Annotated in this window: 21 protein-coding genes and 2 pseudogenes; 10 read left to right on the forward strand and 13 right to left on the reverse strand. The window is 64.4% G+C overall.

What is annotated here, in order from left to right:
* Nucleotides 1-54 precede the first annotated feature (54 nt).
* Nucleotides 55-987, reverse strand: a complete 933-nt coding sequence (locus HZZ16_RS05135; protein ID WP_197947431.1) for a LysR family transcriptional regulator — start codon at nt 985-987, stop codon at nt 55-57.
* A 104-nt stretch (nt 988-1,091) separates the two neighbouring features.
* Here HZZ16_RS05135 and HZZ16_RS05140 point away from each other — a divergent pair, with 104 nt between their 5' ends.
* Genes HZZ16_RS05140 through HZZ16_RS05155 form a run of 5 tightly spaced genes read left to right on the forward strand, consistent with a single transcriptional unit; the run spans nt 1,092 to nt 3,530 of the window.
* Entirely contained in the window at nt 1,092-1,904 is an 813-nt protein-coding gene (locus HZZ16_RS05140; RefSeq protein WP_197947432.1) for an SDR family NAD(P)-dependent oxidoreductase, read from the forward strand.
* Between the two features lie 31 nt (nt 1,905-1,935).
* Complete coding sequence (locus HZZ16_RS05145; RefSeq protein ID WP_197947433.1) at nt 1,936-2,463, forward strand: YkgB family protein; 528 nt, start codon at nt 1,936-1,938, stop codon at nt 2,461-2,463.
* A 45-nt stretch (nt 2,464-2,508) separates the two neighbouring features.
* Nucleotides 2,509-2,631 carry a hypothetical protein gene (locus tag HZZ16_RS37860; RefSeq protein WP_283815748.1) on the forward strand — a complete coding sequence of 41 codons (123 nt, stop codon included), beginning with the start codon at nt 2,509-2,511 and terminating at the stop codon, nt 2,629-2,631.
* The gene (locus HZZ16_RS05150; protein ID WP_197947434.1) at nt 2,624-3,076 is read left to right on the forward strand and encodes a carboxymuconolactone decarboxylase family protein; all 453 of its coding nucleotides are present in this window, start codon (nt 2,624-2,626) and stop codon (nt 3,074-3,076) included. The genes HZZ16_RS37860 and HZZ16_RS05150 overlap by 8 nt, the downstream gene beginning before the upstream one ends.
* Before the next feature lie 43 nt (nt 3,077-3,119).
* Nucleotides 3,120-3,530, forward strand: coding sequence for a cupin domain-containing protein (locus tag HZZ16_RS05155; protein ID WP_197947435.1), 411 nt, complete (start codon nt 3,120-3,122; stop codon nt 3,528-3,530).
* Between the two features lie 7 nt (nt 3,531-3,537).
* On the opposite strand, the pseudogene HZZ16_RS37075 reads toward HZZ16_RS05155, so the two are convergent.
* Nucleotides 3,538-3,830 (reverse strand): annotated as a pseudogene (locus HZZ16_RS37075) (NAD-dependent epimerase/dehydratase family protein); the annotation flags it as partial.
* Between the two features lie 216 nt (nt 3,831-4,046).
* Here HZZ16_RS37075 and HZZ16_RS05160 point away from each other — a divergent pair.
* On the forward strand, nt 4,047-5,210 hold the full coding sequence (locus HZZ16_RS05160) for a TAXI family TRAP transporter solute-binding subunit (RefSeq protein ID WP_246509971.1): 1,164 nt from the start codon (nt 4,047-4,049) through the stop codon (nt 5,208-5,210).
* A 33-nt stretch (nt 5,211-5,243) separates the two neighbouring features.
* Nucleotides 5,244-5,807 carry a hypothetical protein gene (locus HZZ16_RS05165; protein ID WP_197947437.1) on the forward strand — a complete coding sequence of 188 codons (564 nt, stop codon included), beginning with the start codon at nt 5,244-5,246 and terminating at the stop codon, nt 5,805-5,807.
* A gap of 63 nt (nt 5,808-5,870) precedes the next feature.
* On the opposite strand, the gene HZZ16_RS05170 is transcribed toward HZZ16_RS05165, so the two are convergent.
* The gene (locus HZZ16_RS05170; protein ID WP_197947438.1) at nt 5,871-6,695 is read right to left on the reverse strand and encodes an NAD-dependent epimerase/dehydratase family protein; all 825 of its coding nucleotides are present in this window, start codon (nt 6,693-6,695) and stop codon (nt 5,871-5,873) included.
* A 90-nt stretch (nt 6,696-6,785) separates the two neighbouring features.
* Between HZZ16_RS05170 and HZZ16_RS05175 the strand changes: the two genes are divergently transcribed.
* Nucleotides 6,786-7,763 (forward strand): SMP-30/gluconolactonase/LRE family protein, encoded by a 978-nt coding sequence (locus HZZ16_RS05175; RefSeq protein ID WP_197947439.1) that lies wholly within the window; start codon nt 6,786-6,788, stop codon nt 7,761-7,763.
* 258 nt (nt 7,764-8,021) lie between these two features.
* Here HZZ16_RS05175 and HZZ16_RS05180 read toward each other — a convergent pair.
* Nucleotides 8,022-9,128 (reverse strand): annotated as a pseudogene (locus HZZ16_RS05180) (aldehyde dehydrogenase family protein); the annotation flags it as partial.
* 329 nt (nt 9,129-9,457) lie between these two features.
* Entirely contained in the window at nt 9,458-11,821 is a 2,364-nt protein-coding gene (locus tag HZZ16_RS05185; protein ID WP_197947440.1) for a thiamine pyrophosphate-binding protein, read from the reverse strand.
* 131 nt (nt 11,822-11,952) lie between these two features.
* Here HZZ16_RS05185 and HZZ16_RS05190 point away from each other — a divergent pair, with 131 nt between their 5' ends.
* Nucleotides 11,953-12,414, forward strand: a complete 462-nt coding sequence (locus HZZ16_RS05190) for an Lrp/AsnC family transcriptional regulator (RefSeq protein ID WP_027571162.1) — start codon at nt 11,953-11,955, stop codon at nt 12,412-12,414.
* Nucleotides 12,415-12,507: 93 nt separating this feature from the next.
* On the forward strand, nt 12,508-13,422 hold the full coding sequence (ppk2, locus tag HZZ16_RS05195) for a polyphosphate kinase 2 (protein WP_197947441.1): 915 nt from the start codon (nt 12,508-12,510) through the stop codon (nt 13,420-13,422).
* 5 nt (nt 13,423-13,427) lie between these two features.
* Here ppk2 and HZZ16_RS05200 read toward each other — a convergent pair whose 3' ends face one another.
* The 8 genes from HZZ16_RS05200 to HZZ16_RS05235 all read right to left on the reverse strand — a co-directional run bounded on the left by HZZ16_RS05200 (nt 13,428) and on the right by HZZ16_RS05235 (nt 23,608).
* Nucleotides 13,428-14,507 carry a zinc-binding dehydrogenase gene (locus HZZ16_RS05200; protein ID WP_197947442.1) on the reverse strand — a complete coding sequence of 360 codons (1,080 nt, stop codon included), beginning with the start codon at nt 14,505-14,507 and terminating at the stop codon, nt 13,428-13,430.
* 60 nt (nt 14,508-14,567) lie between these two features.
* Entirely contained in the window at nt 14,568-15,509 is a 942-nt protein-coding gene (locus HZZ16_RS05205; protein WP_197947723.1) for a DMT family transporter, read from the reverse strand.
* 187 nt (nt 15,510-15,696) lie between these two features.
* Nucleotides 15,697-16,536: an aldo/keto reductase gene (locus tag HZZ16_RS05210; RefSeq protein WP_197947443.1), complete on the reverse strand. Its 840-nt coding sequence runs from the start codon at nt 16,534-16,536 to the stop codon at nt 15,697-15,699.
* Nucleotides 16,537-16,544: 8 nt separating this feature from the next.
* Nucleotides 16,545-17,441: an SMP-30/gluconolactonase/LRE family protein gene (locus tag HZZ16_RS05215; protein ID WP_197947724.1), complete on the reverse strand. Its 897-nt coding sequence runs from the start codon at nt 17,439-17,441 to the stop codon at nt 16,545-16,547.
* A gap of 284 nt (nt 17,442-17,725) precedes the next feature.
* Nucleotides 17,726-20,428 (reverse strand): nitrate reductase, encoded by a 2,703-nt coding sequence (locus tag HZZ16_RS05220; RefSeq protein ID WP_197947444.1) that lies wholly within the window; start codon nt 20,426-20,428, stop codon nt 17,726-17,728.
* A gap of 1 nt (nt 20,429) precedes the next feature.
* Nucleotides 20,430-21,647: an NAD(P)/FAD-dependent oxidoreductase gene (locus HZZ16_RS05225; RefSeq protein WP_197947445.1), complete on the reverse strand. Its 1,218-nt coding sequence runs from the start codon at nt 21,645-21,647 to the stop codon at nt 20,430-20,432.
* Between the two features lie 10 nt (nt 21,648-21,657).
* A complete protein-coding gene (locus HZZ16_RS05230) occupies nt 21,658-22,086 on the reverse strand; it encodes a globin family protein (RefSeq protein WP_197947446.1) in 429 nt (142 codons plus the stop codon).
* 130 nt (nt 22,087-22,216) lie between these two features.
* Nucleotides 22,217-23,608 carry an MFS transporter gene (locus tag HZZ16_RS05235; RefSeq protein WP_197947447.1) on the reverse strand — a complete coding sequence of 464 codons (1,392 nt, stop codon included), beginning with the start codon at nt 23,606-23,608 and terminating at the stop codon, nt 22,217-22,219.
* Nucleotides 23,609-23,670 lie beyond the last annotated feature (62 nt).

A 23,670-nucleotide genomic window follows, 5' to 3' on the forward strand; every position in this document is an offset into this window, starting at 1 on the left:
CACCGGGCGCTGCTGTGTCTCAACTTGCATTTCTGATGTGCGCGCCCGACGCAGTTACGTCCGCGGCCTCCGCGGCGCAACGTTTCCGGGCAGGTCGGCCAAGCGCGTCCTCAGGCGCGGCACTGCGAAATCGAGAAACGTTCGCAGCTTCGCCGGCATGAAGCGGTTGGGCGAATAGACGAAGCTGACCGGCTGCGGCGGCGGTTGGAAGTCCTGCAGGAGTGCAACGAGCTCTCCAGACCTGAGCGCATCCGACGTGAGGTAAGAGAACGCAACGGTGATCCCGATGCCTGCGCGTGCGGCATCGATGGCCGATTCCAGTGTGCTCGCAATGAAGCGCGACCGCACCGGCACTGCATACTCGGTCTGCCCTTGTTTGAATCTCCACGTGCCCGGCGATTGTAGCGGAGGATAGCTGATGCAGTCGTGGGCGGAGACATCATCGGGAGCCTTCGGCGTTCCCCGCAGCTTCAGATAGGCCGGGCTGGCGCAGGCAACGCGATGAATTTCTCCCACCCGTACGGCGATCAGGCCGCTGTCGGCGAGATCGCCGACGCGAAGCGCGACGTCAATGTGCTCGTCCAGAAGGTTGAGCGTCCGGTCCTGCAAGATGAGCTGAACGTCCACTTCCGGAAATGCCGCAAGAAACTCGGCCAGGATCGGCTGCAAGCATAGGCGCCCGAGCGCGACCAGGGTCGTGATGCTCAGATCACCACGCGGCGTCGTGTATTCGCCGGAGGCAACGCGCTCGGCTTCGGTGAGATCGGCGAGAATTCGCTTGGCCGCGGCGATGTAGGAGCGCCCGGCGTCCGTTGGGACGAGCGCGCGGCTCGAGCGATGAAACAGCTTGGTCTGGAGGTGCTCCTCGAGCTCCGACACCTTCCGGCTCACCGTTGCCAACGGCATTTTCTGGCGGCGCGCGGCGGCCGACAGGCTGCCCGCCTCCGCCACCGCCAAGACGACCGACATGCTTTCGAGACGATCCATGGGACACTTCCATATTCTGGAAGGGCAGATCCCGATTTTGCCAGATACCCATCATTTCCGGAAGTGCCTATTCCTCTCCGCACCAAAACCGAAGGAGAGACGAAATGACCCAGACCAGAAAAGGCACTGCCCTCATCACCGGAGCTTCGACCGGAATCGGCGCGATCTACGCCGACCGCCTGGCGAAACGCGGCCACGACCTCATCCTCGTTGCGCGCAACAGGCAGCGGCTTGCATCGCTCGCGCGCAGGCTCGGCAACGAAACCGGCCGCAAGGTGGAAACGGTGGAAGCCGATCTCACATCCGCTGCCGACCTGCGCCGCGTCGAGCAACTCATCAGAACCAACGGCGACATTTCGGTGCTGGTCAACAACGCCGGCGTCGGCGCGTCGGCCCCGCTGATCGATTCCGACATCGACAAGATGGAGGACATGATCCGCCTCAACGTCGGTGCACTGACGCGCCTGACCTACGCAGCGGTGCCCGGATTCATCGCTCGCGGCCATGGCACGATCATCAACATCGCCTCCATCGTCGCGATCGCGCCGGAGCTGCTCAACGGCGTCTACGGCGGCTCGAAAGCTTTCGTGCTCGCATTCACCCAGTCACTCGTTCACGAGCTCGCCGGAAAGGGCATCCGCATTCAGGCCGTGCTGCCGGGCGCCACTGCGACGGAGTTTTGGGATGTCGCGGGCACGCCGGTTCACCAGTTGCCGGCAGAGATCGTCATGTCGGCCGCCGACATGGTCGACGCGGCCCTCGCCGGTCTCGATCTCGGCGAAGTCGTGACGATCCCGGCGCTCGCCGACAAGTCGGAGTGGGATCGCCACGAGAGCGCGCGGCTTGCCATGACGAACAAGCTCTCGAGCGCCATTCCCGCCCCTCGCTACAACCTGCACACGCACGTGAATGCGTGAGCGAATATCCCAGCATCAAAAGGAGACAATCATGTCACGCATCATCATCCACTCGTCCACCTTCGCGCTGCGCCGCACGATCAGCTGGCGCGAACAGTCTGAACGCCTGCTCGCTTACGCCGAACCGATCAGCCGGATCGGTCTCTACGCGTCACTCGCAATCATCTACGCCTGGTTCGGCGGCATGAAATTCACCGATTACGAAGCGCAGGGACTGGTGCCCCTGGTCGAGAACAGCCCGCTGCTGCGATGGTTCTACACGCTGTTCTCGGTGCGCGGCTTCTCGACCTTCCTCGGTTTCGTCGAGCTCAGCATCGGGCTTCTGATCGCGCTCCGGCTGTCCAGCCCGATCTACTCCGCGGCCGGCGGCCTTTTGTCGGCCGGGCTGTTCGTCACCACGCTGAGCTTCATGATCTCGACGCCCGGCGTCGTCGTGCCGGAGCTCGGGGCACCTGCGATCACGGTCGCTCCGGGACAGTTCCTGCTGAAGGACATCGGCCTGCTCGCCGCTTCCTTCTGGGTGCTCACGGACTCGCTGAAGGCCGTCATCCGCAGGTGAGAGCTCACGCCACAGCGCAACCGAACTCGAAACAGGAGCCCCGCCATGAAAATACGGTTCATCCTCGGCGAGCTCGCGCTGCTCGCAATGTTCGTCGTCGACAGCAGCGAGAAGGATCTAACCACTGCCGTTCAACAGAATCACCGTCAAGGAGAGAAACATGAGTAAGCGCCTCGACTACAACCAGATCGCGCCGGCAGGCATCAAGGCGCTCGGCGGCGTCTACGGCTACGTCCTGCAGAGCCAGCTTTCCGCCACGCTGATCGAGCTGGTTTATCTGCGGATCTCTCAGATCAACAACTGCGCCTACTGCCTGGACATGCACACCCGCGACCTCCTCAAGAAGGGAGAAAAGGTCGAGAAGATCGCGCTGCTGCAGGCATGGCGCGAGGCCGGCAATCTCTTCGACGAACGCGAACGGGCTGCCCTGGCCTGGGCGGAGACGGTGACACGGGTTGCCGAGACCGGCGTGCCCGACGAGGCATACCAGGCCGCACGCGCCGTGTTCGAAGAGCGTGAGCTCGTGGACCTCACGATCGCGATCAGCCTGATGAACGCCTACAACCGCATCGCCATCAGCTTTCGCGCAACACCGGCGACTGCCGCCGGCTGATGCGCTCCCCACGACATCCTGCACAACGCGAAAGGTCATTCACATGACGAAACGTGGGATCGTGGTTGCGGCGGCGCTGATCGCCGCAACCAGCCTGGCTTCGCTCTCGGCACGATCCGAAGAGCCACGACTGGGAGACATCAAGCGCACACATCTCATGAAGGAAGCTCTGAGTGCGCCCGGGCGCGAGGTCGTCCAGGTTCGCGCCGATTTTCCTCCGGGCGTCGTCGCCGTCAGGCACAGTCACCCGGGCGAAGAGCTCGTCTATCTGATCGAAGGCGAGCTGGAATATCGGCTCGATGGCAGGCCGCCCGTGATCCTGAAGGCCGGCGACGTGCTGCTCATTCCTCACGGAGTGCATCATGCGGTGAAGAATGTCGGCAGCGGCAACGCCGCGGAGCTTGCGACCTACATTGTCGAGACGGGCAAGCCGCTGTTGACGCTCGGCCGGTGAACGATCTCTACCGCTTATTCCAGTCGATGATCCGGCTCGGATCGGCGTCGAACTCCTGCTGCAGAAGGTGCCGCCCTGGAAGTAATCGCCGACGGGATCCGGCTTCAGCTTGGCCTGCTCGGCCATGGCGTGCTCGCGGAAATTCTCGGCGCGGCCCGTGGGACGATAGCCGAATTCGTAGGCGCGGTGGTTGTCCCACCAGGCGCGCTCGTTGAAGGAGGCGCCGTAGAAGATCTCGAAATGAATGTCGGGATGCTCGAGCCCGATGCGGCAGAGCTGCACGAGATCGTGCTTCAGCCAGTCGAGAGCCGGGCGAGGCCGGCGCTAGCCCGCAATCTTCTGCTGCAGGCATCTATCACGGAACGCCGCTGCCCTGGCCGCGTTGGAAGACCAAGCACTAGCCTCGGTCCCGCTTCAGACGCGACAGGTAACAGTCTCTCGGAGCATGTCACGTCGCACGGGAGCGCTGGCCGAGCGGGTTGAACAATGAGGGTCTGCGGAGCGATGCGGGCCGGTTTGTTCATCGCATTGATTGCAGCGGCCTACTTCGGCGGGCAGGTCCAGGCTTCTTTCGCGCAAAAGGGACCGCCCGCCTCTCCGAGCGAATCCTCGAAGGTGTCTCCGAGAAAGGAAGGCACTCCCAAGAAGGAAACGGGGCGATCTGCGGACCCGTATACAGTGGGCTTCGTAACCGGTACGCCGCAATGCACTGAATTCGCGATCGCTCAGGACATTGCGACCACGCTGGCCGGCGGCCAAGAGACCGGCCCTCGTGGCCAAGTCGCATTGCGGGTCCTGCCCATGGTGGGGAACGGCGGTATCCGCAACGTCCTCGATGTGCTCACCCTCGCAGGCGCTGACGTGGCGATCGCACCCGTCGTTCTGGTCAACCGGCTTCGGGAGACAAGAACCTTCGGGGATATTTCAGACAGACTGACCTACATTGCGCCGCTCCATATCGAGGAGTTCCATCTTCTCGCGCGGCCGGAGATCGGAAGCCTGACGGAGCTTTCGGGAAAGAAGGTCAATCTCGGTGATGACGGCAGTGCCGGCGCTATCCTCGGCCGCGAAGTGTTGAACCGTCTGGGCATCAAGATCAGCGAGACGAACTTGGGACCCGAGGCCGCGCTGGATGGTCTGAGGAAGGGGGATCTCTCCGCCGCTCTGCTCGTCTCAGGAAAACCGGTCAGCTTCCTGACGCAGGTCTCGCAACTCGATGGTATTCACCTCCTGCCAATCCCCTACTTCAAGGAGCTTCTGCAGCAAGATTATCTGCCATCGACGTTCCGCCACAAGGACTACCCGAATATGATCGCCGCCGAAGCAAGCGTCGACACGATCGCGATCAAATCCGCTCTCTTCGCCTACAACTGGCCGAGCGGCAGCGAGCGGTTTCGGTTGCTGGAATTCTTCGTCCAGACATTGTTCACGCGCTTTCCTGAATTTCTAGCGGGCGCACATCACCCCAAATGGCACGAGGTGAACCTGGCCGCGCAGCTGCCAGGATGGCGACGATTCCGACCGGCAGAGCGCTGGCTCCAGCAGCAATCCGGCGGCGAGGCCGCGCTTCGCAAGGCGTTCGGCCGGTTCCTCGAGGGAAAGCCGAGCGCCAATTCGGCGGACCGGGAAGATTTATTCCGGGACTTCCTGCGCTGGCGAGAACGCAACCCGGATAACTGAGCAAGAATTGGCAGGCAAATGTGGGAGGTGTCGATGCGCAACGCGCTTGTGAGCGCAGCCTTGGCTGCATTGCTCGCCTTGATCGCCGACGTGAGGCATTCTGCCGCCCAATTTGCTCCCCTCTTTCCTCCAACGCCGCAGACACTCGCACCGGCGGCCGCGCCACCGGCCGAGAAGACCGAGCGAACCAGGACGGTCCCTCACCGAAGCACCAAGGCGCACAGGAAGCGCGAAATCGTTCGCCCCCCGGCCAATCAGCGGAAGATCGCTGAAAAAAACGGATACAAGCGGGTCAGCGATCTCGTGAACTTCCCAAAGTTCTTTCCGGGCCTCGGCTTCATTTTCGTGAAGCCCGACACGTTGCCGTTGGGGCCGTTCCTGTGCTTCGATCGCAGGGATCGTCTGGTGGCGACCGTGTACATGGTCCCGATCAAGGACATCGACGATCACAAGTCGTCGGAGGGGACTGGGTCAGCGCGGCCAGTCGACCACATCAGCATCTACTTCAACCTGGGTCACCCCGGTGTGGATGAGCCGCATTACCATGTGGTGCTCTGGCATGTGACCAGGAAGCAGGAAGCGCGCGTTGCGAAATGACGACGTGCATTGCAAGCCGGGCGCTTGGCCCGGCGGCCGCAATTGCGAGCTGACGACCGCCGCCTACCGCTTGTTCCAGTCGATGATCCGGCTCGGGTCAGCATCGAACTCCATGCTGCAGAACGTGCCGCCCTGGAAGTAATCGCCGACCGGATCCGGCTTCAGCTTGGCCTGCTCGGCCATGGCGTGCTCGCGGAAATCCTCGGCGCGGCCCGTGGGACGATAGCCGAATTCGTAGGCGCGATGGTTGTCCCACCAGGCGCGCTCGTTGAAAGAGGCGCCGTAGAAGATCTCGAAATGAATGTCGGGATGCTCGAGCCCGATGCGGCAGAGCTGCACGAGATCGTCCGGCTTGAGCCAGATCGAGAGCCGGCGATGGTCGAGCGGCATGTCGCCGAAATTCCCAATGCGAAGGCAAGTCACCTTCAGCCCATGCTTGTCGGCGTAGAGCGCGCCGACGGCCTCGCCGAACACCTTGCTGACGCCATAGCGGCCGTCGGGACGCGGGGTGACGTCGGTGCCGATCTTGTGGTGGCGCGGATAGAAGCCGACGGCGTGGTTCGACGAGGCGAACACCACGCGCTTGACGCCCTTGCGGTAGGCCGCCTCGAACAGATTGTAGCCGCCGATGATGTTGGCCTGGAGAATCTGATCCCAGGTGCCTTCGACCGAATAGCCGCCGAAATGCAGGATGCCATCGATGCCCTCGCAGATCGCCTCGCATTGCGCGAGATCGGCCAGGTCCGCGGCCTTGAATTTTTCATTGGGACCGAGATCGGCCGGCGGCTTGATGTCGGAGAGGAGGAGATCCGGGTAGATCGGTGGCAGCAGTTTCCGCAGACTCGTGCCGATTCCGCCCGAAGCTCCCGTCATCAAGATACGCGGCATGTTATCCCTCGCCGTTAGTGACCGAATTTGCGGTCACGTGTCTCTAATGATAGCAGGATTGTCCAGAGGGAACGAAACGAGAGAACCGGCATGAATGAGGCATCGTCCCGCACCGAGGAGCGGCCAGGCTGGCGCCCGGCGACCTATTACCCCGATCCCGCGATTAGGGCATTCGATCCCCGCTTCGAAAAATACTGGCTGAAACTTTCGGCGGTGGAGCGGCTGGCGACCGGCCTGCGCTGGGCCGAGGGGCCGGTGTGGTTCGGCGACGGGCGTTATCTCCTGTGCAGCGACATCCCGAACCAGCGCATCGTCAAATGGGAGGAAGAGACCGGTGCCGTCAGCGTGTTCCGCAAGCCCTCGAATTTTGCCAACGGCAACACGCGTGACCGGCAGGGCCGGCTGATCACCTGCGAGCACGGCGGCCGGCGCGTGGTGCGCACCGAATATGACGGCAGCATCACCGTGCTGATGGATCAATTCAACGGCAAGCGGTTGAACTCGCCGAACGATGTCGTTGTTAAATCGGACGGCTCGATCTGGTTCACCGATCCGACCTTCGGCCTGCTCGGCAATTACGAGGGCTACAAGGCCGAACCCGAGATCGAGCCCAACGTCTATCGGCTCGATCCCGCGACCGGCAAGGCGACCATCGTTGCCGAGGGCGTGCTCGGGCCGAACGGGCTCGCCTTCTCGCCGGACGAGAAGATCCTCTATGTCGTGGAATCGCGGGGCGTTCCGAACCGCAAGATCCTCGCCTATGACGTCTCGCCCGAGGGCACCACGATCTCGAACAAGCGCGTCCATATCGATGCCGGACCGGGCACGCCCGACGGCATGCGCTGCGACATCGATGGCAATCTCTGGTGCGGCTGGGGCATGGGCGATCCCGAGCTCGACGGCGTCGTGGTGTTCGCGCCCGACGGCGTCATGATCGGCCGCATCGCGCTGCCCGAGCGCTGCGCCAACGTCTGCTTCGGCGGCGTCAAGCGCAACCGCCTGTTCATGGCGGCGAGCCAGTCGATCTACGCGCTGTATGTGAACACGCAAGGCGCGCTCGGCGGCTAACGCTGTACTCGTAGGGTGAGCAAAGCGAAGCGTGCCCACCAATGTCTTGCTCGTCGCGAGATGGTGGGCACGTCACGCGAAGAGCGCGCCTTTGCCTATCCTACGAGGTCTGTCCTCCGTCATTGCGAGGAGCACTTGCGACGAAGCAATCCAGACTGTCTCCGCGGAGGGAATCTGGATTGCTTCGCTTCGCTCGCAATGACGAAAAAACGCCGGAGCGGTTGCCCGCTCCGGCGTCAATTCCTTCAAGCGATAAACTTACGCCGCGTTGAAGCCGGCGACGGCTTTCACTTCGAGGAAGTCCTCGAGCCCGAACTTGCCCCACTCGCGGCCGTTGCCGGACTGCTTGTAGCCGCCGAACGGCGCGGTGCGGTCGTTGGGCACGCCCTGCAGGTTGACGTTGCCGGCGCGGATCTGGCGGCCGACGCGCTTGGCGTCCTCGACCGTCGGACCCGTGACGTAACCGGCGAGGCCGTACGGCGTATCGTTGGCGATCTTGACCGCGTCGGCTTCGTCCTTGGCGCCGATGATGGTCAGCACCGGCCCGAAGATCTCTTCGCGCGCGATCGTCATGTCAGGGGTGACATCGGCGAAGATGGTCGGGCGGACATAGAAGCCCTTGTTGACGCCTTCGGGCAGGCCCGGGCCGCCGGCAACGAGCGTTGCGCCCTCGTCGATGCCCTTCTTGATCAGGCCCTGGATCTTGTCCCATTGGCCGCGATTGACCACCGGGCCGATGGTGGTGCCTTCGGCGCGGGGATCGCCGGCCTTGGTCTTGTCGGCGACAGCCTTCGCGATGGCGGCGACTTCCTTCATCTTCGAGAGCGGCACGATCATGCGCGAGGGCGCGTTGCAGGACTGGCCGGAATTGTTGAACATGTGCATCACGCCGCCGGTCACCGCCTTTTGCAGATCGGCGCCTTCGAGGATGACGTTCGGCGACTTGCCGCCGAGCTCCTGGCTGACGCGCTTCACGGTGGGAGCTGCGCGCTTGGCAACGTCGATGCCGGCGCGGGTCGAGCCGGTGAAGGAGATCATGTCGATGTCGGGGTGCTCGCTCATGGCGGCGCCGACCTCGGGGCCGAGGCCGTTGATGAGGTTGAACACACCCTTGGGAACGCCGGCCTCATGCAGGATTTCCGCGAAGATCAGCGCCGAGGTCGGCGTGAACTCGCTGGGCTTCAGGATCATGGTGCAGCCGGCGGCGAGCGCGGGCGCGACCTTGCAGGCGATCTGGTTCAGCGGCCAGTTCCAGGGCGTGATCATGCCGACCACGCCAATCGGCTCGCGCAGCACCATGGCGGTGCCGACCGGCTCCTCGAAATGATAGTTCTTGAGCACGTCGAGCGTGGTCATGAGATGGCCCCGTCGATGTAGAATTGCATGCGATTGACCATCGTTAACCTCTTCTTGGGGGCTTGGAGGGGGCGTTTCGGCAGGCATCCTTGCACGAAAGCGCCGGCAATTGAACCCGCCATATGCGGGGCCAGCGTTGCGGCGAGCGGAATATGTGACGCGATTTGAAGCGAGGCAAGCGGCCCTGGATCCCGGCTCTGCGCAGCAGCGTTGCACGCTGCAGCGCGTCCGGGACACGAGATTGTAACGAGGCTAGACAGTCTCATGCCCCGGACGCAGCGCAGCACTTCTTCAGTGATGCGCTGCAGAGCCGGGGCCCATGCGACGGGTTACCTCCGCTACACCGCCATCTTCCGATGCAACACCGGGGCGCCGGTGGTGAGGCTTTCGGCCGCATCGATGATGGCATTGGCGTCGACGCCGTAGTGCCGATAAAGGTCCGCGATGCTGCCGGTCTGGCCGAACTGCTCGACGCCGAGCGCCTCGACGCGGTGGCCGCGAACGCTGCCGAGCCAGCCGAGCGCGGCGGGATGGCCGTCGATCACGGTCACGATGCCGCAGTCGCGCGGCAGGGGCGCCAGCAGCTTTTCGATGTGGCTGAGATGCTGCACGCCGCGGCGATCGCGCCGCAATTTCCGCGCCGCGGTCCACCCCGCATGGAGGCGATCGGCCGAGGTGATCGCGAGCAGACCGACGTCGCGGCGGCTTTCGCCGATGAAGCCGGTCGCCTCGATTGCTTCCGGCGCGACCGCACCTGTATAGGCGATCACGACCTCGGCATTCGGCCCCGGCTTGCGCAGCCAATAGGCGCCGTCGGTGATGCCCTGTCGCAGCTCCGGTGTCATGATCCGCTGCGCCTGCTCGATCGCGCGCGTGGAGAGGCGCAGATACACGGACCCGCCCTCGCCCGGCTCGCGCTGCATGTGCTCGAAGCCGAAAGCCATGATCACGGCGAGCTCGTCGACAAAGGCCGGCTCGAACGAGGCGAGCCCGTCCTGTGCCATGCCGATCAAGGGCGTTGCAATCGACTGATGCGCGCCGCCTTCAGGCGCGAGCGTGATGCCGGACGGCGTCGCCGCCACCATGAAGCGGGCGTCCTGGTAGCAGGCGTAGTTCAGCGCATCGAGCCCGCGCTCGATGAAGGGATCGTAGAGCGTGCCGACCGGCAACAGCCGCTCGCCGTTGATCTGGTGCGACAGGCCGAGCGCCGAGAGCATGATGAACAGGTTCATCTCGGCGATGCCGAGCTCCAGATGCTGGCCCTTCGGCGAAGCGTCCCAATTGTAGGTCGAGGGAATTTTCTCGCTGCGGAATAAGTCCGCCTTCTCGGCGCGCGCGAACAGGCCGCGGCGGTTGACCCAGGGGCCGAGATTGGTGGAGACAGTGACGTCCGGCGAGGTCGTGACGATGCGCCTGGCGAGCTCATTGTCGCTGCGCGCGATCTCGTTTAGCACGAGACCAAAGCCCTGCTGGGTCGACATCTGCGGCGACGGCTTGAACGCGAGCTGCTGCGGCACCTCGACGACGGGCGCCGTGAGCCGGCGACCATCCTGGTTGAACGGCACCCGCGCGAGAAAGGCTTCCAGCTCGGCTGCATCCTGCGACAGCCCTTCGAACTTGTCCCATTCGTGTCCGGGACGGATGTTCTGGCTGTCGCGATATTTCTCCATCTGCGCGACCGTCATCAGCCCCGCGTGGTTGTCCTTGTGGCCCTGGAACGGCAGGCCGACGCCCTTGATGGTGTAGGCGATGAAGCAGACGGGGCGGTCGTGGTCGATCTGCTCGAACGCCTCCAGCATGCTCGCCATGTCGTGGCCGCCGAGATTCGACATCAGCGCCAGCAGCTCCTCGTCGCTGCGCTTGTCGATCAGTTTCGTAATCGGGCCCTGGTCGCCGATCTCGTCATGGAGGTGCTTGCGGAAGGCCGCGCCGCCCTGGAAGCACAGTGCCGCATAGAGCGCGTTCGGGCAATTGTCGATCCAGCGCTTCAAGGCTTCGCCGCCGGGCTCGGCGAAGGCCTCGCGCATCAGGCGGCCGTATTTCACGATCACCACGTCCCAGCCGAAATTGCGGAACATGGTCTCGAACTTTTCCCACAGACCTTCGCGCACGACGGCATCGAGCGACTGGCGGTTATAGTCGACCACCCACCAGGTGTTGCGCAGGCCGTGCTTCCAGCCCTCCGCGAGCGCCTCGAAGATGTTGCCCTCGTCCATCTCGGCATCGCCGACCAGGGCGATCATCCGCCCTTCGCGGCGATCCTTCATCCAGCCATGCGCCTTGACGTAATCCTGCACCAGCGAAGAGAACAGCGTCTGCGCGACGCCGAGGCCGACGGAGCCGGTGGAGAAATCGACGTCGTCGACGTCCTTGGTGCGCGAGGGATAGGACTGCGCGCCCTTGAAGCCGCGAAAATTCTCCAGCTTCTCGCGGCTCTGCCGGCCGAACAGGTATTGGATGGCGTGGAACACCGGGCTCGCATGCGGCTTCACCGCGACGCGGTCCTCGGGCCGCAGCACGTGGAAGTACAGCGCCGACATGATGGTGGCGAGCGAGGCAGACGAGGCCTGGTGGCCGCCGACCTTAAGGCCGTCGGCATTGGGCCTGATGTGGTTGGCGTGGTGGATGGTCCAGGACGACAGCCACAGCGCCTTACGGCTGAGAGCGGTCAGGATGTCGAGACGGGCGGGGTCAACGGGCATGGCGATGCTCCGGCAAATATGCCCCGATCATACGCCTGCCAGCTGCGTCAAACTTCTCAATTTTTCGCGCCATACCCGTGGATATTGGGATATTTTACTAACATGACCGAGCAGAAGCAGGTTTCATCCCAATGCCCGAACTCGACGCCATCGACCGCAAGATCCTCAGCCACCTTCAGAACGACAGCCGCCTGACCATGCAGGAGCTCGCCGACAAGGTTGGGCTCTCGGTCTCGCCCTGCCATCGCCGGGTCAAGCTCCTGGAGGAGCGCGGCGTCATCTCGCGCTATGTCGCGACCGTCGACCAGAAGGCGCTGGGACTGCATGTCAGCGTCTTCATCTCGATCAAGCTGGCGCGGCAGAAGGAGGAGGACCTCAACCGCTTCGCCCGCGCCATCTCGAAATGGGATGAGGTGCTGGAGTGCTATCTGATGACCGGCAACCGCGATTATCTGCTCCGCGTCGTCGCCGCCGACCTCGCCTCCTACGAGACCTTCCTGAAGACCAAGCTGACCCGGCTCGACGGTATCGCCTCAATCGAATCGAGCTTTGCGCTCAGCCAGGTGAAATATTCGATCGCGCTGCCGGTGTGACCTGGCTCCGAGGGATTGGCGGGTTGTCAGATGGGCGCAACAAAGCCCGCCGATGGTCGTTGGTAACTGGCATCCTAGCGGAGAGAAGAACCCATGACCGACCGCACCTCTCAAATCGCCAAGCGCGAGCGCATCATCCAGGAAATGGCCGACGATCTCGACGAGGAACTGGAGATGGAGATGGATGACGCCCGTCTCGACGAGCTCCTCGACGAGACCGGAACCCTGAAACCGACGATCGATCGCAGGCTCTATTTCCGGGAGCTGCTTCGCCTCCAGGGCGAGTTGATCAAGCTCCAGGACTGGGTGCAGAGCGAGAGGAAGAAGGTCGTGGTGCTGTTCGAGGGCCGCGACGCCGCCGGCAAGGGCGGCGTGATCAAGCGCATCACCCAGCGCCTCAATCCCCGCATCTGCCGCGTCGCGGCGCTCCCCGCGCCGAACGAGCGTGAGCGCACGCAATGGTATTTCCAGCGCTACGTCGCGCACCTGCCGGCCGGCGGCGAGATCGTGCTGTTCGACCGCAGCTGGTACAACCGCGCCGGCGTCGAGCGCGTGATGGGCTTCTGCTCGGAGGACGAATATCAGGAGTTCTTCAAGACGGTGCCGGAGTTCGAGCGCATGCTGATCCGCTCCGGCATCATCCTGGTCAAATACTGGTTCTCCATCACCGACGACGAGCAGCAATTCCGCTTCACCATGCGCATCAAGGATCCCCTGAAGCAGTGGAAGCTGAGCCCGATGGACGTCGAGTCGCGCAGTCGCTGGGAGGCGTACACCAAGGCCAAGGAGACGATGCTGGAGCACACGCATCTGCCGGATAGCCCGTGGTGGATCGTCGATGCCGTGGACAAGAAGCGCGCCCGGCTCAACTGCATCGCACATCTATTGACTCAGATCCCGTACCGGGAGGTCGTGCGGGCTCCGGTGACGCTGCCGCCGCGCGTGCGACATCCCGACTATCAGCGAGGCCCGGTCCCGCCGGAGATGTACGTGCCGGCGAAATATTGACGCTCCTATCGCCACGGCTGCACGATGATCTTGGTATGCGCTTCGGGGTTGGCGAGGTCGGCGAACGCTTTTGCGACGCCGTCGAGGCCGACTTCGGCGGTGACCATCGCGGCTGCGTCCACCTGTCCGTCCGCGATCAGGCGCAGCGACGCAGCGAACTCCTCCGGCGTGTAGCCGAGCACGTATTGGACGTTCAGTTCCTTCATGATGCCGAGCATGGGCTCGCTTCTGTCGCTCTCCATGCAGACGCCGACCACGACGATGCGCGCATCGCGCGGGGCGCCCTCGAACACCTGCTGCAACAGGCCGGGCACGCCGACACATTCGAAAATGATCGCGGGCTTCAGCGCCGGCAGCATGGCCTGGAACGGCGGCCGCGCCGCCTTCTCGGCCTCCGACATCTGCGCGTGCTCGGCCCAGGTCGCGTAAGGCTGCGACACCTTGGGATCGACGACGATGTCGGCGCCGAGCTTTGCCGCGAGGGCGCGCCGCGCCGGCGAATAGTCGGCCGCAACGATCGGATGCAGCCGCTTGAGCTTCAGCGCGGCGATCACGGCAAGCCCGACCGGACCGCAGCCGATCACGAGCGGCACCTCCCCGCCACGGATATTGGCTTTGGCGACGGCATGAACGCCGACCGCCAGCGGCTCGGTCAGCGCCGCATGCTCCGGCGCGAGGCCGTTCGGCACTTCGAGCAGCAGCGCTTCGCTCAGCAGCATCGCCTCGGCATAACCGCCGACATTGTCGTTGGAGTAACCGATGCCCTCGATACCCGCAGGCGTCACCAGCGCGGGCAGCGAGCAGACGTGGGTTCCCGGCTTCAGCTTGCGCGATGTGCCGGGACCGTAATCGACGATCTCGCAGCAGAACTCGTGGCCGAACACGACATCGCGGCTGAGGTCCATCGGCTTGCGCCCGACCTTCCGCGCCATCTCCACCATGCGATGGGCGTGCTGGCGTGCATGCAGGTCGGAGCCGCAGATGCCGCAGGCGAGCGTCTTGACCAGAATCTGGCCGGGGCCCGGCGTCGGCTCGGCCATCCGGCCAACGACAATTTCACCGTTCCTGAAAATCGCGGCGCGCATCCAGCTCCTCCCTGATCGCTGGAGCCATTGATAGCACGACGCGAAAGCTGCGAACTTGCGTCAGGCGTTCGGAGAACGCTCTTCCAGCACCAGGAGCTGGGCGCGGCGGACGCGCTCGCGATGGGCGATGTAGAGACCGCTGGCGACGATGAAGGCTGCACCGACAACGGTCCAGATGCTCGGAACCTCGCCGAAGAGGAAGAAGCCGAGAATGCTGACCCACAACAATTGGGAGTAGGAGAACGGCGCCAGCACCGAGGCATCGCCGTAGCGATAGGCCAGCACGACGATCCACTGGCCCGCGGTCGAAGCGACGCCGATGAAGATGCCGAGTGCGATCGCGGTCCAGGACGGCGTCACCCAGACGAACGGCACGATCGCGGTGAGGATGGCAAGGCCGGTGAGCGAGGAATAGGCCATGGTGGTGACGACGGCTTCGCGTCCGCTCATCATCCGCGTCAGGATCAGCGTGCCGGCCCAGCATGCCGCCGAGACCAACGGAAAGAAGGCGGCGGGGTGAAACGCGCTGGTGCCCGGGCGCAGGATGATCAGCACGCCGATGAGGCCAAGCGCGGTGGCGAGCCAGCGGCGCATGCCGACCTTCTCGCCGAGGAACACGATCGAGAGCGCCGTGACGAACAGCGGCGCGACGAAGCCGGTGGCGGAGGCCTCCGCGATGGGCAGGAAGCCGAGGCCAGTGATGAAGAACAGCGAGGAGCCGAGCAGTGCCGCCCCGCGCATCACGTGCAGGCCCGGACGCTTGGTCCGCATCGCATAGAACGGCGAGGCCGGCAGCATCACTGGCGTGAACAGCAGCGTGAAGGTGAGGAACCGGATCCAGGTGATCTCGATCGAGGGCAGGCTGGTCGAAAGATATTTCGCAGTGACGTCGGAGCAGCCGAGAAACACCGTCGAGAGCAGGATCAGCGCGATGCCTTTGAAGGGATGATCGACGCGCGCAGGCGCGCGGCGAGCCTCCTGCTTCTTCTCCGGCACGGGCATGGGAATACTGTCGAGCCTTGCGGCTGCGGCGGGCGGCGGTGTCACGGCTGGAACCCGGGCAAAATGCGAATCGAGAACAGCCGTAAAAAACGACAAATGCCCCGCGTTCACAACTTCCGAAAACAGGATGCCGATATGCGCGAGCCGCCGCGCGCGTCAATGCTCCGTTAATATTGCCCGTTGTGCACTACAGCATGGGCAGGCCGCGCGGCTTCGGCCCGCGCGGAAACGCCGCATCAAGCGCGGCAACCTCGTCTTTCGTCAGCACGAGATCGCCCGCCGCCGCATTCTCGCCGGCATGTTCCGCAGACGAGGCCTTCGGAATCGTGAACACCGTAGTCGCACGGGTCAGGAAGCTCAGCGCGACCTGACGCGGCGTCGCACGATGCGCTTCCGCGATGCGCGCCAGCACGGCGCCACCCTTGCTGCTGCTTGCGGGGAAATCGTCGTGGCCGAACGGCGAGTAGGCAACGACGGCGACATTGTGCCGTTCGCACCACGGGATCACCGCGTGTTCGATCGCGCGTTCCTTCAGATGATAGAGCACCTGGTTGCAGGCGATCCGGCCCTCGCCGGAGACTTCGAGAATCTCGTCGAGATCGTCGGCATCGAAATTGGAGACGCCCCAGGATTTGATCTTGCCTGATTGCACCAGCTCCTCGAACGCAGCGACGGTGTCCTCCAGCGGATAGGAGCCGCGCCAGTGCAAGAGATAACAATCGAGCCGATCGGTCTTCAGCCGCTTCAGCGAGCGCTCGCAGGCGGTGATGGTGCCGCGGCGCGAGGCATTGCTCGGCAGCACTTTCGAGACGAGGAACACTTCATCGCGCCGGCCTGCGATCGCGTCCGCAATGACGAGCTCGGCATCGCCGTACATCTCGGCGGTGTCGATGTGGGTCATGCCGAGATCGACCCCGCGCTGCAGCGCCGCGATCGCGCGCTTGCGGTCGCCGTGGTCGAGATACCAGGTGCCCTGCCCGATGACGGAGACGTTGGCGCCGGTCTTGCCGAAGGGTTTTGTGTTCATGTTAAAGCTCACAGTCCGCCAATATCAGCGACCAGCACGCTGCCGGTCGAAGACTCCGTGATATAGAGACGGTCCTTGTTTTCGCCACCGATCGCGACATTGGTGCAATTCGGTCCCGCGCACGACTTGATCCGCGCGATCAATTCGCCGTTCGGCGCGAACACGAAGACGTGGCCGAGCGAGGCATGGCCGACGAACAGGCGGCCCTTGGCATCCATGGTCATCCCATCCGGTCCGCTGGTGCCGAACAGCGAGCAGAAGCGGCCGACCTTGGACACGCTGCCGTCCTTCATGAACGGCAGCCGCCACACCGCGTTGTCCCGAGTCATCGCGACGAACAGCACCGTTTCGGTTGGGTCGAGCACGAGACCGTTGGGGCTGATGCCGGTGTCGAGCAGGCAATCGAGGCGGCCGTTCGCGGCTAATCGATAAACCCGGCCAGTCGGATCGTGCAGCCCGGTCTGGCCCTGGTCGGTGAAATAGATATCGCCGTTGGAGGCGAGATGCAGATCGTTGCAGCCGCGAAACGATTCCGAATTGCGCCCGGTCACGACCGGCTTGACGCGGCCGGCTTCGGCATCGAGCTCCATGATTCCATGCCTGTAATCGGCGACGAGGATGCGTCCGTCGGATGCGATCTTCAGGCCGTTCGGCCATCCCTCATATTCGATCACGAGCGACCATTCACCATCGGGCGCAATTCGGAAGATGCGGCCGAAGGGAATGTCGACGATGAAGAGATTGCCGTCCCTGTCGAAGGATGGCCCCTCGATGAAACTGTCGGTCGGCACATTCGGCCGGTTGGCATCGGCCCAATCGGTTCGCACGCCCTTGCGGCGAAACCTGTCGGGCATGGCGGTGAACAGCCTGGTCTCGATCAGGCGCGGCGGCGTTTCCAGGTACATCATTGTTACTTTTGGACGTTTTGAGGAGGAGCGCGGCACCATAGGGCACAATCGGCGGCGCGTCGATTGGGTGAAGGCATGGCGGAGTAGCCGCGCCCACGGCGCTCTCGTGTCCCGGACGCGCTGCAACGCGCAACGATTGCGGCGCGTCCGGGGACGAGATCGTTTTGGAAAGAGCCGCATCCGCGCCGTCATTGCGAGCGCAGCGAAGCAATCCAGACTGCCACCGCGGAGGGACTTTGGATTGCTTCGCTGCGCTCGCAATGACGATGGAAGGAGAGGAGCTACCCCGCCGCGCTTGCGAGCTTGGCTTCCTTCACCGGCACTTCCGTCGTCGCGATCAGGCGCTTCAGCTCGGGGATGCAGGAGCCGCAATTGGTGCCGGCCTTGAGCTTGGCGCCGATTTCGGCGGCGGTGCGCGCGCCGCTCGCGATGCTGTCGCAGATGGTGCCGCGGCCGACGCCAAAGCAGGCGCAGACGATGGGGCCGGTCGAGGCCGCGCCTTCGCCTGCCTTGCCCGACAGCAGCATGCGGCGCTGCTCGTCGGTGACCTGATCGGCCGCGAACAGGCTCTTCACCACTTCCCAGTCGCCGGCATCATGCGCGGGGCCGACGAACAGGCAGGTCTCGATGCGATCGCCTGCGAACGAAGCTGCGCGAAAAACCCCGCCGCCGAAATCGCGATATTCGGCAACGTCCTCGCCGGCGACGTTCTCGAGCCAGGCGGGCCAGCGGGCGAGATCCGCATTGTCGGCGAAAAGATAGCCGAAGCCGCCGCTGACGGTCACGCGCGTCCACAACAGGTTTTGCGGCAGATCGAGCTGCTTGCGCGACAAGGCAAAACCGCGGAAGACGAACTCGTACGGCGCGATCGCGGCCGGCGTCGCCTTGGATTCCGGCTGACCCGAGAACGGATCGGTGAAGGACTGCACCAGCGCACCGACGCGGCCATGCGAGGCGTTCATCGCACTCCAATGGATCGGCACGAACAGGGTGCCGCGCTGCTGGCGGTCGCTGACGACGGCCTTCAGGATGCACTGGCCGTAATCGGTGGTGATGCGGGCATAGCCGTCATGGGCAATGCCGTATTTGCCGGCGTCGTCGGGATGGAGCTCGACGAACGGCTCGGGCAGATGCGCGCCCAGCCGCTGGCTTAAGCCCGTGCGCGTCATGGTGTGCCACTGGTCGCGGATGCGTCCGGTGTTGAGCCTTAAGGGGCGCGACGGGCCGGTCTCGCCGCGCAGCGCCGGCACCTCCGGTGCAATGAAGCGGCCCTTGCCGTCATTGGTGAAGAAGCCGCCTTGCGCGAAGAAGCGCTCGCCGGGCGTCCCGCCCTCGCGCACCGGCCACTGCACCGGCTCCAAACCATCGAAGGCTTCGTCCGACAGCGAGGTCAGCGCGCCGATGTCGAAATCGCGGCTGCCATTGTTCTCGAAGGCCGAGAGCGCGGCATGCTCGCGAAAGATATCGGCGGCCGATTTGTAATTGAAGCTGTCGCCGAAGCCGAGACGCTTTGCGGTCTCGCTCAGGATCCACCAATCGGGACGCGCTTCGCCCGGCGCCGGCAGGAACGCGCGCTGGCGCGAGATGCGCCGCTCCGAATTGGTCACCGTGCCCGACTTCTCGCCCCAGGCCAGCGCCGGCAGCAGCACGTGCGGGCCGGCCGCGACGGTGTCGTTGGAGAGCACGTTCTCGGACACCACGAACAGCTCGAGCTTCTTCAGGGCATCGCGCACCATGTCGGCGTCGGGCAACGACACCGCGGGGTTGGTGCCCATGACCCAGAGCGCCTTGACCTCGCCGCGGTTGATCGCCTCGAACAGCTGCACCGCCTTCAGCCCCTCATGGGTTGCGATGCGCGGCGCCTTCCAGAACCGCCTGACACGGTCGATGTCGGGCGGCGTGAAGCCCATATGGGCCGCGAGCATGTTGGCGAGGCCGCCGACCTCGCGGCCGCCCATCGCGTTGGGCTGGCCGGTCAGCGAAAACGGCGAGGCGCCCGGCTTGCCGATGCGCCCCGTGGCGAGATGGCAGTTCAGGATGGCGTTGACCTTGTCGGTGCCCTGCGCCGATTGGTTGACGCCTTGCGAATAGAGCGTGACGACCTTCTCGGTGTCGAGGAACGTCCTGAAGAAGGCGGCGACGTCCTGCTCGGAGAGGCCCGTGGCGAGCGCAGTCGCAGTGACGCTGCCGGCGATGTTGCGCGCGCGCGCCAGCGCATCGTCGAAGCCAGACGTGTTCTGCGCGATATAATCCTGGTCCAGCACGCCATTGTCGGCGAGATGCACGAACAGACCGGAGAACAGCGCGGTGTCGGTGCCGGGCCTGAGGCCGAGGAACAGGTCGACATCGCTGGCGGTGTCGGTGCGGCGCGGATCGATCACGATCATGCGGGCGCCGCGCTCCTGCCTGTTCTTCAACATGCGCTGGAACAGCACCGGATGGCACCAGGCCGCGTTCGAGCCGACGAAGACCAGCAGATCGGCCTGGTCGAGATCCTCGTAGCAGCCGGGCACCGTGTCGGCTCCGAAAGCGCGGCGATGGCCCGCGACCGAGGACGACATGCAGAGCCGCGAATTGGTGTCGACATTGGCGGTGCCGACAAACCCCTTCATCAGCTTGTTCGCAACGTAATAGTCCTCGGTCAGCAGCTGGCCGGAGAGATAGAACGCGACCGCATCCGCGCCGTCGCGCGCCACGATGTGCTGCATGCGATGGGCGACGTGGTCCAGCGCATCGCTCCAGGCGACGCGCTCCAGCACGCCCTTGCAGCGGATCATGGGATAGAGCAGCCGCCCTTCCAGCCCGACGGTTTCGCCGAGCGCGGAGCCCTTCGAGCACAGCCGGCCGAAATTGGCGGGATGATCGGGGTCGCCCGCGATTGCTGCACCACCCTTGCCGTCGGGCGTCGCGAGCACGCCGCAGCCGACGCCGCAATAGGGGCAGGTGGTCTTGGTGGTGCGGAGAATTGGATCGATCGCCGTCATATCACGCCGCTTTCGAAGGCTGCGCCAGTGCGCGGCCGAACATCATGTCGGTGCGGATCGCCGCGACCTTGTCGCGATTGCGGATCAGCTCGAGGTACCAGAGCGCATCGTTTGTGTCGCCGATCAGCACGGCTCCGGTGAGCCGGCTGTCGGCGATGACCAGCTTCTTGTAGGTGCCGCGCCTGCGGTCCGACAGCACGAGGCTCTCGCTGCCCTCGCCGCCCATGAAGTCGCCGGCGGAGAACACGTTGACGCCGGAGACCTTCAAATTGGTCGAGACCACGCTGCCCTGATAGGCGGCGGGCCGGCCGGCCAGATGCCGCGCCAGCACGCGCGCCTGCTCATAGGCCGGCTCGACCAGGCCATAGCAGGTGCCGCGATGCTCGGCGCATTCGCCGAGCGCAAAGATGTCGGACGAGGAGGTCTGCATCACGTCGTTGACGACGACGCCGCGGTTGACCGCAATCCCCGCCTCTTTCGCCAGCGCGACGTTCGGCTTGATCCCCGCGGCGAAGATCACCGCATCGGCCTCGATACGGCTGCCGTCGGCAAGCTCGATGGCCTGAACGTGGCCGTCGCCGTGGATGCAGGCCGTCGCGGCATTGAGCATGACGCGGATACCCTTGCGCTCGACCAGCGTCTTGAGCAGGTCGGCCGCGGGCGCGTCGAGCTGGCGCTCCATCAGCCGATCCATCAGATGCAGCAGCGTCACGGGCGCGCCGGCCTTGGCGAGACCGTAGGCCGCTTCGAGCCCGAGCAGGCCACCGCCGACCACGACGACGCGCTTCTTGGCCGCGGCCAGCGTCAGCAGCAGGTCGACGTCGCGGGTGTCGCGAAACGTGTGCACGCCGGCAAGATCGGCCCCCGGCACGTTGAGCCGCAGCGGCGTCGATCCCGTGGCGAGCACGAGCTTGGAATATTCCATGCTCTCCTCGCCCGCGATCTTGAGCTCGCGGCGGCCGACATCGATCTCGGTGACGCGATAGCCGTAGCGCACCGTGACGCCGCGGTTTCGCCACCAATCGGCCGGCCGCAGCTCGATCTCGTGCGAGCCGGTCTCGCCGGCCAGCACGGATGAAAGCAGCACGCGATTGTAAGCGAGTCGCGGCTCTTCGCCGATCACGGCGACCGCGTAGCGGCCGAGCGCGGTCTTGGCGAGCTCGTCGACCAGACGCGCGGCCGCCATACCGTTCCCGACGATGACCAGCGGTTCACTCACAACGCATCTCCTATTCGGCGGCCTGCGCTTGCGCGCCGTAGGCCTCGGAAATCATGTAGCCGGACAGCACGCCGTAGGCGTCGGTCCAGGCTGCGGCGAGTTCGGGCGTCCAGGCTTCGCCAAGACCCTTCTCGAGGGTCCACAGCAAGGTCGCGCCGACCACGGGGTAGTGCTCGGCCTTGGCGCCATAGTCGACGTGACGCTTGGCGAGCGCGGAGGCCGCGGGAAGAATCGACTCCAGGTTCGACAGGCCGTCGACCACGGCGGCGAGCATGCCCATCAGCTTCTTGCGCTGCTCGCTCATGTCCTCGGGAAACATCGCGCGCACGGACGGCGCCACCTCGAACAGACGGTCGTAGAACAGCACCGCGGCGGCTTCCGAAATCGGCGCGACCTTGGCGAAGCTCTGCTGAATGAGGGTAATCTGCTCGGGCGTCATAAATGTTCTCCTGTCTGTTTCGGTCTGCCTTCGTCCGCGCCATTGCGGACAAAGTTCATGGATCAAACGTCATCAGAGAGACTTCTCCCCGCATGCGGGGAGAAGCGACATTCGTGCCAATTTGCCGTGCTCACACCCGCGCCTCGGCGAGGCTTGGCGCGCCTTCACCCTGCGGGCTGCGACGCAGGTAGAACCACCAGGTCAGAGCGAGGCAGGAGGCGTAGAAGCCGAGATAGACCGCGAGCGCGAGCTGCGGCCCGCCGGTCATGGCGATCGACTTGCCGAAACCGCTCGGGATCAGATAGCCGCCGACGGCACCGACCGCGCCGATGAAGCCCACCGCCGCGCCGCTCTCGATGCTCGCGGTCTTCAGGGCAGCGCTGCGCGCCGAATCGCCCTTGCCGCGCACCTTGAACAGGTTCTCCTCGCGGAAGATCGAGGGGATCATGCGGTAGGTCGAGCCGTTGCCGATGCCCGTCGTCACGAACAGGATCAGGAACATCGACAGGAAGCCGATGAAATCCTTGTGCCCGACGAAGTAGAGCGCGCCGACCGTGGCGCCCGCCATCACAATGAAATTCCAGAAGGTGATGATGGAGCCGCCGACCCGGTCTGCGAGCCAGCCGCCGAGCGGACGCGACAGCGAGCCGACCAGCGGGCCGAGGAAGGCGATCGAGATCGTCACGGTGGGGAATTGCGTCTTGAGCAGCAGCGGAAACGCCGCCGAGTAGCCGATGAAGGACCCGAACGTGCCGATGTAGAGATAGGCCATGATCCAGGTGTGCTTGCGCTTGACGATCGCGAGCTGGTTCTTCACCGACGATTTCGCCGTGGTGAGGTTGTTCATGTAGAACACGGCGCCGAACACCGCGATTGCGATCGGCAGCACCCACATCAGGCCGGCATTCTGCAGAAAGATGCCGTCGACGGGCGTCGCCTGATACAGGTTGAAGACGGCGAGCGTCATCAGGATCGGCGTCAGCAGCTGCACGCTGGAGACACCGATATTGCCGCCGGCCGCGTTGAGGCCGAGCGCCCATCCCTTCATCCGGTCGGGAAAGAAGAAGGAGATGTTGGTCATGCTGGAGGCGAAATTGCCGCCGCCGAGACCCGCGGTCGAGGCGACCAGCAGCATGAGCCAGAACGGCGTATCGGGCTGGCTGACGAAATAGGCGAGCGACAAGGTTGGGATGAACAGGATCGCTGCGCTGAAGATGGTCCAGTTGCGGCCGCCGAACGTCGTCACCGCGAAAGTGTAGGGAAAGCGCATGAAGGCGCCGATCAGGCCCGGTACGGCGACGAGCTGGAACAGCTGGTCGGTGGTGTAGTGGAAACCGGCCTGCGGCAGCTTGGTGGTGACGATGCTCCAGATCAGCCAGACCGAGAAGCCGATATGTTCGGCTACGATGGACCAGATCAGGTTGCGCCGCGCGATCGACTTGCCGGTCGTGTTCCAGAACGCCTCATCCTCGGGGCGCCAGTCTGAAATCCAGTTGGAGTTCGGGGTCGGATTCTTCGTCATTGATTATCCCTTCCAGGCTCACCGCTGCGTCGTTGCAGGCTCTACCTCCGGTCACGGAGGCG

It is taken from the genome of Bradyrhizobium glycinis, from assembly GCF_016031655.1.
GTDB classification, from domain to species: domain Bacteria; phylum Pseudomonadota; class Alphaproteobacteria; order Rhizobiales; family Xanthobacteraceae; genus Bradyrhizobium; species Bradyrhizobium glycinis.

Bases quoted from the DNA above. Each gene is read 5' to 3' on its own strand.
- HZZ16_RS05135 (WP_197947431.1), bottom strand. From the start codon at position 987: ATGGATCGTCTCGAAAGCATGTCGGTCGTCTTGGCGGTGGCGGAGGCG.
- HZZ16_RS05230 (WP_197947446.1), bottom strand. From the start codon at position 22,086: ATGACGCCCGAGCAGATTACCCTCATTCAGCAGAGCTTCGCCAAGGTC.
- HZZ16_RS05140 (WP_197947432.1), top strand. From the start codon at position 1,092: ATGACCCAGACCAGAAAAGGCACTGCCCTCATCACCGGAGCTTCGACC.
- HZZ16_RS05205 (WP_197947723.1), bottom strand. From the start codon at position 15,509: ATGCCCGTGCCGGAGAAGAAGCAGGAGGCTCGCCGCGCGCCTGCGCGC.
- HZZ16_RS05190 (WP_027571162.1), top strand. From the start codon at position 11,953: ATGCCCGAACTCGACGCCATCGACCGCAAGATCCTCAGCCACCTTCAG.
- HZZ16_RS05170 (WP_197947438.1), bottom strand. From the start codon at position 6,695: ATGCCGCGTATCTTGATGACGGGAGCTTCGGGCGGAATCGGCACGAGT.
- HZZ16_RS05235 (WP_197947447.1), bottom strand. From the start codon at position 23,608: ATGACGAAGAATCCGACCCCGAACTCCAACTGGATTTCAGACTGGCGC.
- HZZ16_RS05155 (WP_197947435.1), top strand. From the start codon at position 3,120: ATGACGAAACGTGGGATCGTGGTTGCGGCGGCGCTGATCGCCGCAACC.
- HZZ16_RS05145 (WP_197947433.1), top strand. From the start codon at position 1,936: ATGTCACGCATCATCATCCACTCGTCCACCTTCGCGCTGCGCCGCACG.
- HZZ16_RS05175 (WP_197947439.1), top strand. From the start codon at position 6,786: ATGAATGAGGCATCGTCCCGCACCGAGGAGCGGCCAGGCTGGCGCCCG.
- HZZ16_RS05165 (WP_197947437.1), top strand. From the start codon at position 5,244: ATGCGCAACGCGCTTGTGAGCGCAGCCTTGGCTGCATTGCTCGCCTTG.
- HZZ16_RS05150 (WP_197947434.1), top strand. From the start codon at position 2,624: ATGAGTAAGCGCCTCGACTACAACCAGATCGCGCCGGCAGGCATCAAG.
- HZZ16_RS37860 (WP_283815748.1), top strand. From the start codon at position 2,509: ATGAAAATACGGTTCATCCTCGGCGAGCTCGCGCTGCTCGCAATGTTC.
- HZZ16_RS05185 (WP_197947440.1), bottom strand. From the start codon at position 11,821: ATGCCCGTTGACCCCGCCCGTCTCGACATCCTGACCGCTCTCAGCCGT.
- HZZ16_RS05200 (WP_197947442.1), bottom strand. From the start codon at position 14,507: ATGCGCGCCGCGATTTTCAGGAACGGTGAAATTGTCGTTGGCCGGATG.
- HZZ16_RS05220 (WP_197947444.1), bottom strand. From the start codon at position 20,428: ATGACGGCGATCGATCCAATTCTCCGCACCACCAAGACCACCTGCCCC.
- ppk2 (WP_197947441.1), top strand. From the start codon at position 12,508: ATGACCGACCGCACCTCTCAAATCGCCAAGCGCGAGCGCATCATCCAG.
- HZZ16_RS05210 (WP_197947443.1), bottom strand. From the start codon at position 16,536: ATGAACACAAAACCCTTCGGCAAGACCGGCGCCAACGTCTCCGTCATC.
- HZZ16_RS05215 (WP_197947724.1), bottom strand. From the start codon at position 17,441: ATGTACCTGGAAACGCCGCCGCGCCTGATCGAGACCAGGCTGTTCACC.